The 15,989-nt window shown below is 67.8% G+C and carries 13 protein-coding genes and 2 pseudogenes; 8 read left to right on the top strand and 7 right to left on the bottom strand.

Annotation, left to right across the window (positions count from 1 at the left end; genetic code table 11):
• Positions 1–172: 172 nt before the first annotated feature.
• The 3 genes from WMF29_RS11485 to WMF29_RS11475 all read left to right on the top strand — a co-directional run bounded on the left by WMF29_RS11485 (position 173) and on the right by WMF29_RS11475 (position 2,741).
• Positions 173–478, top strand: a complete 306-nt coding sequence (locus tag WMF29_RS11485; RefSeq protein WP_437328874.1) for a hypothetical protein — start codon at positions 173–175, stop codon at positions 476–478.
• A 283-nt stretch (positions 479–761) separates the two neighbouring features.
• On the top strand, positions 762–950 hold the full coding sequence (locus WMF29_RS11480) for a hypothetical protein (RefSeq protein ID WP_437328873.1): 189 nt from the start codon (positions 762–764) through the stop codon (positions 948–950).
• Positions 951–1,331: 381 nt separating this feature from the next.
• Positions 1,332–2,741 carry a PLP-dependent aminotransferase family protein gene (locus tag WMF29_RS11475; protein WP_437328872.1) on the top strand — a complete coding sequence of 470 codons (1,410 nt, stop codon included), beginning with the start codon at positions 1,332–1,334 and terminating at the stop codon, positions 2,739–2,741.
• A gap of 59 nt (positions 2,742–2,800) precedes the next feature.
• Here the strand turns inward: WMF29_RS11475 and WMF29_RS11470 are convergent, their stop codons facing one another.
• A complete protein-coding gene (locus tag WMF29_RS11470) occupies positions 2,801–3,793 on the bottom strand; it encodes an aldo/keto reductase (protein WP_437328871.1) in 993 nt (330 codons plus the stop codon).
• Between the two features lie 424 nt (positions 3,794–4,217).
• Here WMF29_RS11470 and WMF29_RS11465 point away from each other — a divergent pair, with 424 nt between their 5' ends.
• Positions 4,218–5,084 carry a DUF899 domain-containing protein gene (locus tag WMF29_RS11465; RefSeq protein WP_437328870.1) on the top strand — a complete coding sequence of 289 codons (867 nt, stop codon included), beginning with the start codon at positions 4,218–4,220 and terminating at the stop codon, positions 5,082–5,084.
• A 162-nt stretch (positions 5,085–5,246) separates the two neighbouring features.
• On the opposite strand, the pseudogene WMF29_RS11460 reads toward WMF29_RS11465, so the two are convergent.
• Positions 5,247–5,455: pseudogene (locus WMF29_RS11460) on the bottom strand (IS3 family transposase); the annotation flags it as partial.
• Between the two features lie 4 nt (positions 5,456–5,459).
• Entirely contained in the window at positions 5,460–6,596 is a 1,137-nt protein-coding gene (locus tag WMF29_RS11455; protein ID WP_437328869.1) for an FAD-dependent oxidoreductase, read from the bottom strand.
• Between WMF29_RS11455 and WMF29_RS11450 the strand changes: the two genes are divergently transcribed.
• Positions 6,595–7,149 carry a MarR family winged helix-turn-helix transcriptional regulator gene (locus tag WMF29_RS11450; protein WP_437328868.1) on the top strand — a complete coding sequence of 185 codons (555 nt, stop codon included), beginning with the start codon at positions 6,595–6,597 and terminating at the stop codon, positions 7,147–7,149. The genes WMF29_RS11455 and WMF29_RS11450 overlap by 2 nt on opposite strands.
• Before the next feature lie 260 nt (positions 7,150–7,409).
• Here WMF29_RS11450 and WMF29_RS11445 read toward each other — a convergent pair whose 3' ends face one another.
• Positions 7,410–7,727, bottom strand: coding sequence for a hypothetical protein (locus tag WMF29_RS11445; RefSeq protein WP_437328867.1), 318 nt, complete (start codon positions 7,725–7,727; stop codon positions 7,410–7,412).
• Between the two features lie 516 nt (positions 7,728–8,243).
• Between WMF29_RS11445 and ltrA the strand changes: the two are divergent.
• A pseudogene (ltrA, locus tag WMF29_RS11440) lies at positions 8,244–9,733 on the top strand (group II intron reverse transcriptase/maturase); the annotation flags it as partial.
• 331 nt (positions 9,734–10,064) lie between these two features.
• Here the strand turns inward: ltrA and WMF29_RS11435 are convergent.
• From WMF29_RS11435 to WMF29_RS11425, 3 genes are all read right to left on the bottom strand, one after another.
• On the bottom strand, positions 10,065–10,511 hold the full coding sequence (locus tag WMF29_RS11435) for a hypothetical protein (RefSeq protein ID WP_437328866.1): 447 nt from the start codon (positions 10,509–10,511) through the stop codon (positions 10,065–10,067).
• A 286-nt stretch (positions 10,512–10,797) separates the two neighbouring features.
• Positions 10,798–10,992, bottom strand: a complete 195-nt coding sequence (gene tnpB, locus WMF29_RS11430) for an IS66 family insertion sequence element accessory protein TnpB (protein ID WP_437328865.1) — start codon at positions 10,990–10,992, stop codon at positions 10,798–10,800.
• A gap of 22 nt (positions 10,993–11,014) precedes the next feature.
• Complete coding sequence (locus WMF29_RS11425; RefSeq protein ID WP_437328864.1) at positions 11,015–11,356, bottom strand: helix-turn-helix domain-containing protein; 342 nt, start codon at positions 11,354–11,356, stop codon at positions 11,015–11,017.
• 175 nt (positions 11,357–11,531) lie between these two features.
• On the opposite strand from WMF29_RS11425, the gene WMF29_RS11420 reads away from it, so the two are divergent.
• Entirely contained in the window at positions 11,532–14,411 is a 2,880-nt protein-coding gene (locus tag WMF29_RS11420) for a P-loop NTPase fold protein (protein ID WP_437328863.1), read from the top strand.
• 216 nt (positions 14,412–14,627) lie between these two features.
• On the top strand, positions 14,628–15,530 hold the full coding sequence (locus WMF29_RS11415; RefSeq protein ID WP_437328862.1) for a hypothetical protein: 903 nt from the start codon (positions 14,628–14,630) through the stop codon (positions 15,528–15,530).
• The last annotated feature ends 459 nt before the right edge of the window (positions 15,531–15,989 follow it).

Raw genomic sequence — 15,989 nt, 5'->3', positions numbered from 1 at the left:
GTCGCCCCCTGGACGCGCCCCGCGCGCGTCCGCTGGAGGCCGCCGCGGGGGATTGCCCCTTATATAGGCCCTGTACGTACTCGGTGAGCATCTTGATCTCGGCCTCTTGCTCGCGGCTCGCCCAGTGCACGAGATCGCCGATCGAGATCATGCCGACCACCCGCCCGCCCTGATGTGCGCGAGGCACGTGGGCGCGTTGCTCGTGAGCATCGACTCGTCCCCGAGCGGCATCCTCAGCGAACGGGACGTGATGACGCGGGTGATCCTGGCCCGGCGCAATCCGGCCATCACCCTGGTCGTGGAGGTGATGACCCGCGAGGTCATCTGCGTCGAGCCGAGCACCCCGGCGCGTGGCGGCTATCGGCCGTGGGACGAGCTCCTGCGCCGCACATTTGCGATCGACCTCCTCGAGTGCCCAGCTTGCAAGGGGCGGAACCGGCGGCCCACCCTGTTCCTGCCGCCGCCTACTGTGGAGTGAACGCGGCCCCGTTGACGACGCGGCGACGGAGGGCGCCCCGTTGGGCCACATCGGAGCCGCCCTCGGCGGGGAGACAGGCGGAAACCATGAAAATCGCTACTGTTTCCGGCGACCGCTCGTCATCGACCGATGTTTCTGGCGGGACTGTTCCGCGGGGACGAACCGTGGCGATCCGTCGCTTCCGCGGGGATTTCGGGAGGGCGTGGCGACGGATCGCACCCGTTCGGAGGGCGTGGACCCAACCCGGGCCCAATGGTCAAGCCCCGGGCCTGGGGAGCTCGCCGTGACCGATCCATCGCCCCGGTCGGCCGTGGTCGCCTCGCTCGCCAGCACCCTGAGCCGCGCCGTCGCCCTCGGGGACGAGGTGGCGGCGCGGGTCGTTCACGAGGCGCTCGGTCGGCTGCTCGGGCTGCCGAGCTCGTGTGGAACGAGCTCGGTCACCTGCGAAAACGCGAGGTCGGTCAGGTCATAGAGCACGCCGTCGGGCGGATGCTCCGTTACCTCCGGCGGCACGGGCATCTCGAGATCGAGCACGACGTCGAGGAGGACGTCGAGCGCCGCGCTTTCACACCGTCAAGTACGCGGGGGTGCTCGCCTCGGCGAGTCGCCCACGTTGGCGCGCAAGCGCATCGGACCGCGCCCTGCGACGTCAGATGAGCTCTTGCGCGGCACATGTGCGATCGGACGGAGCCATCACGACGCTCGCGTTCCCACCCTTTCGGCTTGCTGCGTTACACTTCCTCGCGCTGCGATCCGGCTTGATTTGCCCACGCTCCGAGCAGCCGCGGGAGCACCCCGCAGCCCACGGAGTTGCGGTGGCGCTCCAGGGTGGCGCAGCACTAGTATCGGTCCCGTGTTCGGCATCGTGCTCGATCGCGCCTCGCGGCGCTCGCTGGCGCTCCAGCTCGCGGACGGGCTGCGCAAGGCGGTCGTCGCCGGCGAGCTCGCGCCTGGCGCCAAACTCCCGCCCTCGCGCCAGCTGGCGGCGGAGCTGGGTATCTCCCGGCGGCTGGTGACCGACGCCTACGAGCAGCTCACCGGCGAGGGCTATTTTGAGACCCGCGCGGGCCACGGGACCTACGCCACCGCGCTGCCGGTGCGGACGCCGCACGCCAGCGTCTCGGGGGCGGCCACCCCCCGGGGGCGCCGGCCCACCATCCGCTTCGACCTCACCCCCGGCATCCCCGATCTCGCGAGGTTCCCGCGGCAGGCGTGGCGCCGCGCCGCCGAGGACGCGCTCTCGCTGGCGCACGCCGCCGATCTCTCCTACGGCCCGCCGCTCGGCGATGTTCGTCTGCGCCAGGCCATCTCCGATTACCTGTACCGGTTCCGCGGGCTGGCCGCCGATCCGGAGCAGATCTGCATCACCTCTGGCACCTCGCATTCCCTGTCGCTGCTCTCGCGGCTCCTCCCCGCCACGACCCTTTTCTGCGAGGAGCCCGGGCTCACCTTCGCGCGCGACGTCTTCGCGTCGGCCGGTTTCCGCTGCCGCCCGGTGCACGTCGACGACGTCGGCGCGCTCCCGTCCGGCCTGGGCGAGGTGCCCCGCGGCGCGCTCTTCTATCTGACGCCCTCCCACCAGTTCCCGACCGGCGCGCTCCTGCCGCTCAAGCGACGGGTGAAGTTCCTGGAGCTCTGCGCCCCGGCGGAAGGGCTGGTGCTCGAGGACGACTACGACTCCGAGTTCCGCTTCCGCGGCAGCCCGGTCCCGCCGCTCGCCGCGCTCGACGCCGAGCGCGTCGTCTACCTGGGGACCTTCTCGAAATGCCTCGCGCCCTTCGTGCGGGTCGGGTACCTCATCGCCCCGCCCCACCTCGTCGGCCCGATCGCGGACCTGGTGCGGCGCACCAACCTCCGGGGCTCTATCCCGCACCAGCGGACGCTGGCCCGCTTCATCGAGGAGGGCCACCTCGAGCGCCATATCTTCGCCATGAAGCGGCGCTACCGCGCCCGGATGGAAGCGATCCTCGCCTTCCTGGAGGCCCGGTACGGAGATCAGGTCCGCACCGGCGGCAGCGAGACCGGCTTTCACCTGCACGTCCGCTTCGCCGGGCGGCACTTCGGCCCGACCTTCGCCGACCTCTGCCGCGCGGAGGGGCTGCGGATCTCGACCGAGGCCGAGTTCCGGGCCGAGCCGCCGCGCGAGAGCGACGCGCTGGTGATCGGCTACGGCAATGTGGCGGACGAGAAGCTCGACGAGGGCCTCACGCTGCTTGGAGCCCTCGTCGAGCGGAACGCAGGCCGTGAGAGCCGTTCGCCCTGAGCCCGTCGTCTCCGCGCCTGCGGCGCTGCGCTCAGGACAGGCGGAGTTGAAGGGCGGCCCTACAGATTCCGATCCTCGTACGCCACCAGCTCCGCCACCTGTCGCGCCTGCTCGGCGGTGAGCGGCCCCTTCTCCATGGCCCGCGCGTTCTCCACGGCCTGGATCGTGCTCTTGAAGCCGGGGATGGGGATGGTGTTCGGGCTCTTGGCCCAGATCCACGCCAGCGCGCCCTGAACCAGGGTCCGGCCGTTGCTGGTCAGGATCTCGCGAGCGGCCTCCAGGCGGCGGGCGTAGTTGGGGTTCACCTTGCCGTCCGTGAACCAGGTGATCCACTCGAAGTTGCTGGTCCGCACGTCGCCGCGAGGCAAGGTCTCGCCCTTCGTGTACCGGCCCGAGAGCATGCCCATGGCCAGCGGGCTCCGGCACAGGAGCGCCATCCCTTTGCCCTCGCCGTAGGCGATCAGCCGCTCGTTCCCCTCGAACACGTTGAGCAGGATCTGGGCCGCGCCGCAGTGCGGGCCGCGGGCGAAGGCCTCGACCGAGGCCTTCACGTCGGTGCTCCAGCCGTACGTGCGGATCTTCCCTTCCTTCACGAGCTGCTCGAGCACCTCCACCACCTCGCCGGCTCTCTCCGGTGGGTACTCCCAGATGTGGAGCTGGTAGACGTCGATTCGATCGGTCCCCAGCCGCCGCAGGCTCCCCTCCACGGCACGCCGGATGTACGCCGGGCTGGCGTCGGTCGTGCCCAGGTTGGCGTGCTTCTCCTCGTCGAAGAGGTGCCCGAACTTGGTGGCCAGGGTGACGCGGTCGCGGATCCCCTGGATGGCCTTCCCGACCAGGACCTCGCTGTGCCCCGCCCCGTACACGTCCGCGGTGTCGAGCAGCGTGACGCCGGCGTCGACGCCGGCGCGGATGGCCCGGATCGACTCCGCGTCGTCGGTGCCGTGCCATTCCCAGCTCGCGCCCGGGTCGTTCCACTTCCCCGCGATGGCCCAGCACCCCAGGCCCAGCGCGCTCGTCTCGATACCCGCTCTCTCCCATCGTCGCTTCATGGCGTCCTCCTCGTGGACCGTGTGTCCGGGCCCAGGTATGAGGCCGCAGGCGCGCCGGAACGAGGACCGCCGCTGCGGCTCCGGCGTGGACCACCCGCGTGCGCAGCGTGGACCACCCGCGTGCTGGTCACGAGATCGGCGGGCTCCGAGGGCACCGCCGCCGAAGCGAGCGGATCCCGGGAGGCACAGCCGAGGCCGAGGCCGCCGAAGAGGCTCAGGACCGTCGCCCGGAGCACGTTCGAGAAGAGCGCCATCCCCGCGAAACCTCGCAAATATAAGCCGAAATACAAAGAGCGGCCGGCGACACCTTTTTCGACGATGCACCGATGAGTTCCGCGCGCTCCGGCAGTCCATCGTTCGGACCCATCCCCGGCAGCACCCGCACCGGGCGCGGCCCGTTCCCGATGACAATGGAGACTTACCCATGACCCGGATCGAACTACCGCGCGTCGTCTCGCGCGCCGAGTGGCTGGAGGCGCGCAAGGCGCTGCTCATCCGCGAGAAGGAGCTGACGCGAGCGCGCGACCAGCTCAACGCCGATCGCCGGCGCCTGCCGATGGTCGAGGTGACCGAGCCGTACGAGTTCTCGGGGCCCCACGGCAGGCTGCGCCTGCTCGATCTGTTCGAGGGCCGGCAGCAGCTGATGGTCTATCACTTCATGTGGCTGTTCGAGGACGGCAAACCCAAGGATCGCGGCTGCCCGAGCTGCTCGGGCTTCGCCGATCAGATCTCGAAGGGCCACCTGCGGCACCTGCACCAGGTCGACACCACGTTCGCGTTCATCTCGCGCGCTCCCTGGGAGAAGATCGCGCCGTTCAAGGCGCGCATGGGCTGGCCCGTGCCCTGGTACTCGTCGGACGGCAGCCGCTTCAACCACGACTACCACGTCACGCTGGACGAGTCGGTCGCGCCGGTGGAGTACAACTACCGTACGCCCGCCGAGCACGAACAGGCGGGCTCCGCGTATTATCTCGGCGGCGAGCAGCCATTCGACCTGCACGGGCTGAGCTGCTTCCTGCGCGACGGCGAGCGCGTGTACCACACCTACTCGACCTACGGGCGCGGCACGGAGTCGACCGGCGGGTCATACTATTTCCTCGATCTGACCGCGCTCGGGCGCCAGGAGGACTGGGAAGAGCCCAAGGGGCGCAACACCGGGCGGGGCGCCAAGGCCGGCGACGAGCGCATCCGCTACCCCGACGAGCAGGAGGATCTGTCCGACTCGAGCGGCGCGCGGCCCGCGAGCGCCGCTCCCGAGGCCGACGACTGTTGCTCGCGGCTGCGGCGCTGAACCGCGGGCCTCGCGCCGCGCGCGGCGCCGGCGCGACCCCCGACGGCCGGCACCGGCCACGCCGGCCGCGCGGCTTCGCCTCGCCGTGACGGATCTGCCTGCACGGCATCACGCCTGAACACCTCTCACGGTGGGTGTCAAGATAGTTGTCCGTTGATTCGGTCACATCCTCGTGAGTGCTTGAGCCTCGTGCGTGTGGGGGTTGAGGGTCACGGGCCGATAGGCGTCCAGTTGCGTGTCTGGCCGGTCCAGCGCCGGGGCGTCCTGCGGCGGGCCCGCTGGTAGAGGGCGTGCCGGGCGGCGAGGAGCGCGCCATCGCGGCCCCGGTGGCGCTCGTCGGGCGTGACGACGCGGATGCTGCTGTGCAGGTGCCGCTCAGGCGGCCTCGCGTTTCGCCAAATGCTCGCGGGCGTGGGCTTCCGCATCCGCGCCGAACATCTCCTGGAAGCCAGCCGCCGCTTCGGGGGCGAGCGCCTGAGCGCGCGCGATCATGTTCTCTTCGTGCGCGCGCACCGCCACGCGCCACGCGGGACCGCTCGAGAGTGCAACCGCGAGGTCGGCTGCGTCCTGCATCGCGAGGTTCACACCCACGCCGACCGGAGGCATCAGGTGTGCTGCGTCGCCGACGAGCGTAAGCCCCGAGTTCGATGTCCAAGCAAAGTCCGGAGGAAGGGCGTGGATGGGGCGGCTCGCGAGGTGATCGCCGGAACGCTCGATAAACGCGATCAGCGCCGGGGCCCAGCCCTCGAAGTGCGCGCAGAGCACCTTCTTCGCAGCAGCGATACCTGCCGAGCGAAGGAGCTCGGCGCCCCAAGTGTCGGGGACGTGGATTACGACGTAGACGCGCACATGGCCATGCGCGTTGCGCTGCGCGACGATGCCCTTCCGTCCGTGGAGCGCGAACATCGTCCCGTGCCCGAGGAGCGCGGCGAGCTCCGCGTGGCGCGCGTCGACGTCGTCGAGCCAGCACTCGAAGAACGTGACGCCCGTGTAGACCGGCCTCACGTCCGTCAACGCCGCGCGCACCTTTGACCAGGCCCCATCGGCGCCCACCACGAAGTCGAAGTCGTCTGTGGTGCCGTCCTCGAAGACGAGGCGCTGCAGATCGCTCACAGACTCGACGCGCACGAGCTTCTTGCCCCAATGCAGCGCTCCGGGGGCGAGTGAATCGAGCAGGAGCTCTCGAAGCTCGCGGCGATCGATCTCCGGTCGCGCGTCGATATCTTCGGGACGCGAGTCGTGGACGATCGTTGCGCTCGCGTGTGCGACGAGGCGAGTGCCCTGGTCCTCGAATCGAGCCTTCGCGCGAAACGCTTCTTCGAGGCCGGCGAGCTTGATGGCGACTCGGCCGCTGTCGGAGTGCAGGTCGAGCGAGCCTCCGTGGTCGCGGGCGTTCGCGCCGATGTCGGCGTCGAAGATCGTGGCAGCGATGCCGCTCTGTCGGAGGACGCGGGCGGTAGTGAGGCCGGCAGGGCCGGCGCCGACGATGGCGATGCGAGGGAACTGGTTCATGAGCATGTCTCCGGAAGATATATCGGTGCCAATGTATATTACATTGGCGGTGATGCAAGTCCTCCCCGACGATTTCGACCCGACCAGCTCCCCCGGCTACCTCGTCGCGCGGCTCGCGCGTCTGCTCGCGCGCCGGAACGACGAGTTGCTCGCGCGCTTGGGCGTGAGCGTCGCGTGGCTCCCTGTCCTCGGCGCGCTTCGACAAGGCGAGACCCTGGCGCAGAAGGAGCTCGCTCGGCGCGCGGAGATCGGCCAGCCTGCGATGGCGCAGATGCTCGCCCGGATGGAGCGCGACGGATTCCTCGTGAGCACTCCCGACCCCGACGATAGGCGCGCGCGACGCTATCGGCTCACGGAGACAGGACGCGCCTGCGTCGAGCCCGCCGTCGCCACCGTGCGCGACGCGAACGACGCGATCTTCGGCTGCCTCACGAAGATGAAGCAAAGGACGCTCGTCGCGTTGCTCCGCGAGGTCTCCAGTGCCCTCGGCGAGGACGCGCACGCGGAGCGCGAACGCGCTACACGCCGTAATCCGCGCGGGCGTCGGCGGTGACCCCAGCAGGCGCCGCATCCGACGCCCCCCAAAAGGCACTTTCCCGATCGCCCTCCGGCGAGGCGGTGCCCTGCCCCACGCCGGAGCGGCGGCGCCTACTTCAGCATCCGCGCGATCTGCTGCGGACGCCACGGCCGACCGGCCCGCGTCGGAACCCTGTGCTGATCCCCATGTCTTGCCGCCTGGTTCGGCAAGCGAGCGGAGGGCGCGGTTTCGCCCGGTGGGGCAGCATGATACCGAGGCGCGCGGGTGTCGCAGCGTCATGTGTGGGTGCGAGTGTGGCGCGGCGTCGCTCGACGAGGGCGATGATCGCGTCGACGCCGTGGGGGGCCGAGGCGATCGAGGTAGGCGAGGCGGAAGGTGTGCAGCGCGCCTGCGACGAGGTCATCGACGACGCATGCGTCGTGGATCTGGAAGAGGCGCCGGAGGGCGGCGGTGAGCCAGCCGAGGCCGAGCCCCTCGCCGTCGAGGAGCGGCGCGCGATGGCACGCGTCCCACTGGAGCGCGGCCAGCGCAAGCGCGTCGCGGAGCCAGGCGGCGGGCGACGCGACGGCGGAGGGCGCCCCATTGGGCCACACCGGAGCCGCCCTCGGCAGCGAAACAGGCGGAAACCATGAAAATCTCTACTGTTTCCGGCGACCGCTCGTCATCGACCGATTTCTCTGGCGGGACGATTCCGCGGTGGCGAACCGTCGCGATCCGTCGCATCCCCGGGGATTTGGGGAGGGCGTGAGTGCGCCGGGATAAACCGGCACGGAGATGGGTATGCAAGAGACCTACATCAAAGGCGTAGCGAGCCATGATGGCCCCGAGTCATGCGCAGGCATCCGTGAGGAGGTCGGCGAAGCGTTGGCAGGGGTACGCGCAGGCAGGGACATTGAGCCGCGAAATACCCTCGATCGGGGTGCCGACGCTGTTCACGCAAGCGGAAGGCCACACGACCAGGAGCGCCAGCGCGAGCTCCTGGGCGACCCCGCGCGGTCGAAGACCCCGAGCATGTGCGGACTCTCCGTGTGCGAGAACCGGGAGATCCCCTGGCCTCCCACCCTCGATGGCGAGGTGGGACGCAAAGGAAAGGCCAAGGCCGTAAGCCGATGATGAACGGCCAGGGGAGGTCAGACAGGCCCATAGTACCGACGAAGCTGCCGAACAAGGCCGGGCAACCGGACGCGGAGGCCGTGGAGGGAAGGGGTCTGGCCAAGGGGAACGCGAACCAGCAAAACACGCCCCGGACGCAGCGCCGGACAAGCGTGCCCAGTGCGTTGGATCGCGTACGGGAAGTCGCAAGATGGGACAGGAAAGCGAAGTTCACGGCGCTCTTCCACCATCTCACCATCGACCGACTACGAGCCGCATTCATTGCCCTGCAACGGAATGCGGCACCCGGAGTCGACGGGGTGACGTGGGAGCAATACGCGGGCAAACTGGAGGACACCCTCCTGGATCTGCACGCTCGATTGCGCAGTGGGGCGTACCGGGCAAAACCGTCGCGGAGGGTGTACATTCCGAAGGCAGACGGGCGGCAGCGGCCGCTCGGCATAGCCTCGTTGGAGGACAAGATCGTCCAGCGAGCCGTCGTCGAAGTGCTGAATACCATCTACGAAGCGGATTTTCTCGGCTTCTCGTACGGATTTCGGCCGCGGCGCAACCAGCACCATGCGCTGGATGCCCTCGCCGTCGGGATTCGCCGATGCAAGGTGAGCTGGGTGCTCGATGCCGACATTCGTGGTTATTTCGATGCCATCGATCACGGGTGGATGGTGAGATTTCTCGAGCACCGAATCGCGGACAGGCGGATGCTGCGTCTCATCCAGAAGTGGTTGAGCGCAGGAGTGATAGAGGGTGAGGAGTGGACGAGAGGTGAGGAGGGTACTCCGCAAGGAGCAACGGTTTCACCCTTGCTGGCGAACATCTATCTCCACTATGTACTCGACCTGTGGGTCCAGCAATGGAGGATTCGGCATGCGCGCGGGAGCGTCATCATCACGCGTTTTGCGGACGACTTCGTCGTTGGATTCCAGTACCGCACGGACGCCGAGCGGTTCCTGCAAGATCTCCGCGAGAGATTGCGGAAGTTTGCGCTGGAGTTGCACCCCGATAAGACCCGCATCCTCGAATTTGGTCGCTACGCGGCGTCCAATCGACAGGAGAAAGGTCAGGGAAAGCCGGAGAGCTTCAACTTCCTGGGCTTCACGCACATTTGCGGGAAGACTTGGATGGGGAAGTTTCTCATCGTACGGCGAACCATGCGGGAGCGGATGCGGAAGAAGCTGCACGAAGTCAAGGCCGAGTTGCAGCGGCGCCGACATCACCTCATCCCCGAGCAGGGGAAGTGGCTGCGAAGTGTAGTGCAAGGACACTTCTTGTATTACGCCGTTCCGTCCAACGGTCAATCGTTGCAGTGGTTCCGTACCCAGGTGACCCGTCACTGGCATCGAGCGCTCCGCCGCCGAAGTCAGCGTGACCGCACCACCTGGGCGCGAATGCAGCGACTCGGTCAGCGCTGGATCCCCCCTGTACGCATTCTGCATCCCTGGCCAGAAGAGCGCTTCCGCGTCAGAACCCGAGGCAAGAGCCCAGTGCGGTAGTGCCGCTCGCTGGGATCCGCGCGGGGGGCGGCCCGAGCCCACAAGGCGAAGGGCCGTCCCTACCGCAATCGACCGATCGCAGCCCGTCGGTGGGGGTGGGCCCAACCCGGGCCCAACCGGTGAGCCTCGATCCTGGGAAGCTCGCGTCGGCCGACCCCTCGCCTCGGGCCATCGTGGTTGCCTCGCTCGCCGGCACCCTGAACCGCGCCGTCGCCCTTGGGGATGAGGAGGCGGCGCGGATCGTTCACGAGGCGATCGGTCGCCTGCTCGGCCTGGTGCCAGCACCGGAGGGGAGAGAAAGGTCGCGCCGACGGTAGCAACCCGCATTCACGAGGCGCCCGGATAGAACAGGTGCGGAGATCCGCGGAGATCGAACCGTCTTGCCCTTGGCCGGCACTGTCGGCGATGGCGGCCGAGGTGGCACAGGACCGGAGCAGGCGAGAACCAGCGCCAGCAGGCCGAAAGCGAGCCAGACGATGAGAGGATAGCCCGCACAAAGCCATTCCGACCTGCGTAATACTGTCTACACCACGCTGCGATCCTGTCGGGATCAACCTCGATGACCTCGACGGGCAGACGGGTGAGATCGAGCCACCGCCGACCGTGCGGGTCGCGTCGCTTGTCCGGCTTGTTGGCCTTGGGCTCGTGGGTCTTGTCGCAGGACGCGACAGCCGCGGTGTCGTCGGGCTTCTTGGGCAGCTCGGCAGCGGGCAAGTCGTTGGCGGGCGCGAGGTCGCCGAAGGTCGCGACGACGCGCTCGAGGGCGAGCTGCATCTCGTGGCTGGGCGCGCGCTCGGGACGGTTGGGTCGAGAGCGCTCCTGCTCTTCGCGGAGCCGATCGAGATCGGTCTTCTGTACGTCGGCGAGCTTGAGTGCCTCGCGAAGCTGGCCGCGTAGCGACGCGGTCTCCCTCTACAGCTCGACGATTCGACGGTGCGCGACATCGAGCTCGGCTCGAAGAACGTCGCACTGCGAGCACGCCGTCAAGTCCAAGATGGGCGCACGAATAACCATCGTGCGGCTGGGCGCAAGGACGTCGTGAAGAGATCAGGAGAGGAGATCAGCGCGGCAGCGCGGCGGAGGGACGTGCCGCGCGGAGGACGGCGCAGTCGGCCCCCTCGAGCATGAGGGCGAACTCGCGCGCACCAACGGTGACGTGCGCAGCATTCGAGGGGATCGCGAGCGGGATGCGGTAGGAGCCGCGATCAAGTCGCTTGTACACCACCCAATATCCGGAACCGTCGTGCCAAAGCAACTTGAGGTGGGTGCGAGCACGATTATGAAAGAGCCATCTGCTCGATCAACTGCACAAGCTCCTCGCTCAGGGGCGGACGACCCATGCGTTGCGACTTCCACGTCCAAAACCGGGCAAAGCCGCGGCGATGCCATGCGATCACCGTCGCCGGCCGGACGATCGCCAGCACGTCGGTCCACCGCGACCAGACGCGTGACAGAAGGACCCAGAAGGCTCGGTCCACGGGGTGAAGATGCGGCCGGCGCACCTCGCGGCGCAGCGCCGCCAGTTGCTGAAGGAGCGCAAGGTTCTCAGTCACCAGGCTCGCTCGTGGCTTGAACGCCGACAGCAGCACCCCGATCACGGCCGCGACGATCGCGAACATGGCCGCGACCTTTGCCCAGCACGGGGAAAATGTCATCGACGAATCCCCTCGCTAGACGAGCTACCGTGACCCCGGTCCCGCGCGTCCGCGCAGCCTCAGTTTTGGCGGTAAATCGGCTATTTCGCCACCACACCACGCGCGAAGCAAGTACCATCGCGGCACCGAGGGGCGCGCCATGAGCACCGGCACCAGCATGAGCGAGAAATCGGTCTCTCTCCATGACGACACCGTCGACCCACCTCGCGGGCGGACGTGGATGGAGGTCGTCACGCCCGCGCTGGCAGATCTCTTCGCGTACGGGCACGGGTGGACCCTCGCTCAGCAGAGAACCAAGGACAACTGCACCCTCACCTTCTCGTCGATGCTCGCGGCGATGGTCGCCGGTCGCGATGACGTCTGCGTATGGCTGCGCGGCCACCTCGCCAGGCGGGGCGTCGGCACCGCCGCTATCGTTGGCGCGCGCTCGAACGTGAAGGGCGGCGTCTCCACGAGCCCCACCCTCACGACCACGTCCTTCCGCGATGCGCTCCACGAGGCGAAGGCGATCCGCGACGCTACCGGGTCCGGGACGCTCGACGTCCGCCATTTTCTGGCCGCATACGCGATCCGCAAGAACTACCACCTCGCCGACTTCCTGCGCCTGCGCATCGATCGGCGCGCCCTGTGCCTGGAGCTGGCCGAGGAGATGTCCACGCGCTTCCCCGCCGAGGCGGCGGCATGGAAGGAGTTCGCGGCGCGCGCCCCGGCCGTCTCCGTGCCCGGCTTCGACGCCGACGGTCCACGTGGGCCCGATCTTCTGAACATCGAGCGGGAGGTCGAGGCGTTCGCCATGCTCATCGCCGGGCGCATGACGATCACGCCGCTCTCGATCGGCATCTTCGGCGCGTGGGGATCGGGCAAGAGCTTCTTCATGCGCGCCGTGCGCGAACGCGTGGCCGCGCTCGCCGCGCTGGCCCGCCACGTGTCCAGCGAGGAGCGCGCCGCCTGCGCGTACCACGGGCAGATCGCTCAGGTGGAGTTCAACGCCTGGCACTACAGCGAGCGCAACATCATCGCGAGCATGGTGGATCACCTGTTCCGCAACCTGCGCTTCGACGCGCAGGCTGACGCCGAGAAGGAGCAGGCCGAGCTCGCGGCGCGCAAGGAGGCCTTGCTCAAGGCCATCCGCGGCGCCGAGGCGTCCGTGAAGGAGCGCGAGGACGAGGTCGAGCGGGCCAAGGGGGAGCACGAGCAGGTCGCCGCGGAGATCCAGGGCCTGGACCAGGACATCAAGGCGAGGCAGGCCGAGCTGAGCACCGCGGAGCAGGCCTTCGACGCGGCGCGCGACACGCTGGCGGAGCGCCTCCAGAGCGTCGCGGACGAGATCGAGCGCCGGCGCGCCCAGGCTCCCGCGCGCGCCGCGCTCGACGTCGTCATCGGCGAGCTCCGCGAGGATAACGAGATCAGCCGCGCGGAGGGCGCTCTCGACGACCTCGTGAAGCAAGGCCGCGAGGTATCCGCACTCGGCGTCGAGCACCTGCTGCTCGGCGTGGGAGCCGTCGCGCTGATCGCCGTGGTGGCCCGGTTCATGACGACGAACACGTACGCTCACGTGATCGCCCCCACAATCGGCTCGGCGCTGGCGCTGATCGCAGCAGCGCGCCCCGTCGCGGAGGCGTGGCGCGAGCGGCTCAGCAAGGTCGCGGCAAAGGGGAAGGAGCTGAAGAGGGCCATCGAGGGGCGCGCGGAGGCCGCCGCGAAGCAGGTGACCGACGCCCACGAGGCCGAGCTGGCCAACGCCCGCGCGGCCGTCGACGCGCACGTCGCCGACATCGCGCGCCTGCGCGAGGAGCTCGGCCGCCTGGAGAACGCGCCCGCAGCCAAGCAGAAGGAGCTCGCGGAGCTGGAGCGCAAGCGAGCCGAGGCCGTGGAGCGCCGCGCGAAGGCCGACGCCGAGCTGTCAGAGCGGAGGCGCGAGCTGGAGCGGCTCTCCACGAACGTCCTGCTCGAGGAGTTCGTGGGCGACCGCGAGGCGACCCAAACCTACCGGCGCGAGCTGGGCATCTTCGCGCAGGTGCGGAACGACTTCGAACGCCTCTCGCGCCTCATGACCAAGGCCTCCGAGGAATACTACGACCCCGAGAAGAAGGATGCGCCGCCGCCGACGGTGAGCCGGATCGTGCTCTACATCGACGACCTCGATCGCTGCCCCGAGGACAAGGTGATCGAGGTGCTGCGCGCGGTCCACCTTCTGCTCGCCTTCCCGCTCTTCGTGGTGGTGGTCGCCGTGGACCCGCGCTGGGTCACCCAATGCCTGCGCCAGGAGCCCGGCCTGCTGCTCGCCGCGTCGGCCTTCAGCGAGCAGGAGCTGCAGATGCTCGGCGGCGCCACGACGGCGGCCTACTACCTGGAGAAGATCTTCCAGATCCCCCTGTGGCTGCGCCCCATCCCCACCACGCAGCGGCCCGCGCTGGTGCGCGCCCTGCTCGGTCCCAGGGCGCCGGCGCCGCCGCGATTACCGGAGACGCCGCGGATCCAGGAGAAAGCGCTGGAGCAGCCGCGCGCCGGGTCACCGCAGACGGAGAGCGCCGCCGAGGACGCGGGCGCCGGGCACACGAAGCGGTCCGAGCGCAGCGCCACGCTCACCAGCAAGGTGGAGATCACCCAGGTCGAGCTGGACCACGTGGAGGCGCTGGGCTCGCTCCTCGATGGCAACCCGCGCGCGCTCAAGCGCTTCGCCAACACCTATCGCCTGGTGAAGACGGCGCTGTCGGACGTAGAGCTGGACGTGTTCACCACGACGAACCCGGCGCCCTACCGCGTGTGCATGGCGCTGCTCGCCATGCTGGCCACGCAGCGCCGTCGCGCGCTCGCGCTGGTGGCGAGCGCCGAGGCGCAGCCGCCGCAGACGAAGGTCGGCGCGTGGCTGGCCACCCTCGCCGACAGCTCGCACGAGCAGGACCGCGACGTGGCGAGGTGTCTCGGCGCCGCGCTCGGCGACGACGCGCATGTGCTCGATCTCGCGACCTTCACGCTCTGGCTGGAGCGGACGCGTCGCTATTCGTTCTATCTGTGACCTGTGGTTGTGGTGACGAATAGCCGTTTTGGAGGATAGCCCGCGAAAGCCATTCCGACCTGTCAAGAATCTCCCGCTAACGTACAAAAAGTACGGTCCACTGATCCGCCTACAAAAACCAACAGATCCAACGAGTTCACTCGGCTGTATAATATTGTCTACACCACGCTGACCCCTGCAGCACAAATCGTTGCCAACCAAACATGAGAGACACGCATGCGAGAGCCGTCCACTGAACACGCACGCACATTTTTTTCCTCCCTGGGCTGCGAGGTCGAGGATATTTCAGTTGTGGAGGGGCAAAAGCGTGCAGATCTTCGGGCCATTTGGAACGAAGAAGAGTACGTCGTCGAAGCAAAGTTTCGCGAGCCACACCGTGAGTGGCATGCTGCCAGAGAGCGCGCTCACGCTAACGGATATGCCACGACCTCGCGAGAAATCGAGCCCTGGACGATTCTGTCGAACACCATCATAAAGGCACGCGCGCAACTAGTCGCAACTCCGGCTTCTCCCGAAGCCTTTCGCATTCTCTGGGTCGTTGCTCTCCATCAAGACGACAGGTTCGTGATCGACTGCATGGAGAAGCAGCTCCTCGGAACTCACCTACTTTTCGCGCTTCGTGACCTCTACAAATCACCCGAGCCACTAAAATGTTATTATTATAACGACAATGAATTTGAGCGCTGTCCGGAAATTGATGCGGCCATGCTGTGCACACGAGAAGGCGGCCAGCTTTTTGTGAACCACCATTCGCCCAATCTCGACCGATTTCGCTCCAGTCATGTATATTCACGGGTACACGAAAAGGGCGCAGTAGTGGACGCCGAAATTTTAGCCAGGGATGGTCGCGCCCTCATGCTGGATACGGACTTCAAAAATCCACGCGTAGGAAATTCTCAGTGGGAATACATCAGGAACAAATATGGCGTTCTCACCAGTAAGGCTATCGAGAGCCAGTTTTTTGGCGTGGCAATCGTCCCAGCGTCCGCCATAGCGTTGCACGAAGAAGCGCGTCGCCGGTCGGATCTAATAGCGAGCAACATACCTGGAGATAGGTCCGACCAACATCTCAATTCGGAAGAGTGTCGAAATGAGGATGGCAGCGATGAATTTAAGTAATTGACCGAGCCAGCAACAGAGTATGCTTACTGGAATTCAGGTATCCGTTCGGCGGCCAGCATCCGGACGCGGAGTGGGCTGCGGACATAGGCTTGTCCCCGCGATGCGACAGCGACGGCAGAGCGCGGGCAACAACGGCGACGCCCGAGGAGCGCGCGACCGGCGACGCCCGAGGAGCGCGCGAAGACGGCGCCCCGTGAGCGCCCGACCATCGCCATGGGTACGGCCTGTTGCGGCTCTCGCGGGGGTCGACGATGTTGGACGCGGGGCGGCGTCGGCGCACGACTCGGCGCAGGCGCAGGCGGTCCTGAAACAGGGGCGAGGGCCCGGCGAGGTGGCCTCCGCCTGCGACGCTGACGCGACCTGAACAACGCGAGTCTCGGCCGCCGATGCAGGCAGAGACCGCCTCGCCAGGCTCTCTTTCAGGACCACCTGTGCTCGCGCCGAGTCGTGGGCCGA

Source organism: Sorangium sp. So ce381, assembly GCF_051473845.1.
Taxonomy (GTDB): domain Bacteria; phylum Myxococcota_A; class Polyangia; order Polyangiales; family Polyangiaceae; genus Sorangium; species Sorangium atrum.
Note: the sequence above shows the minus strand (reverse complement) of the source record. Positions and strands in the feature narration are given on the sequence as shown.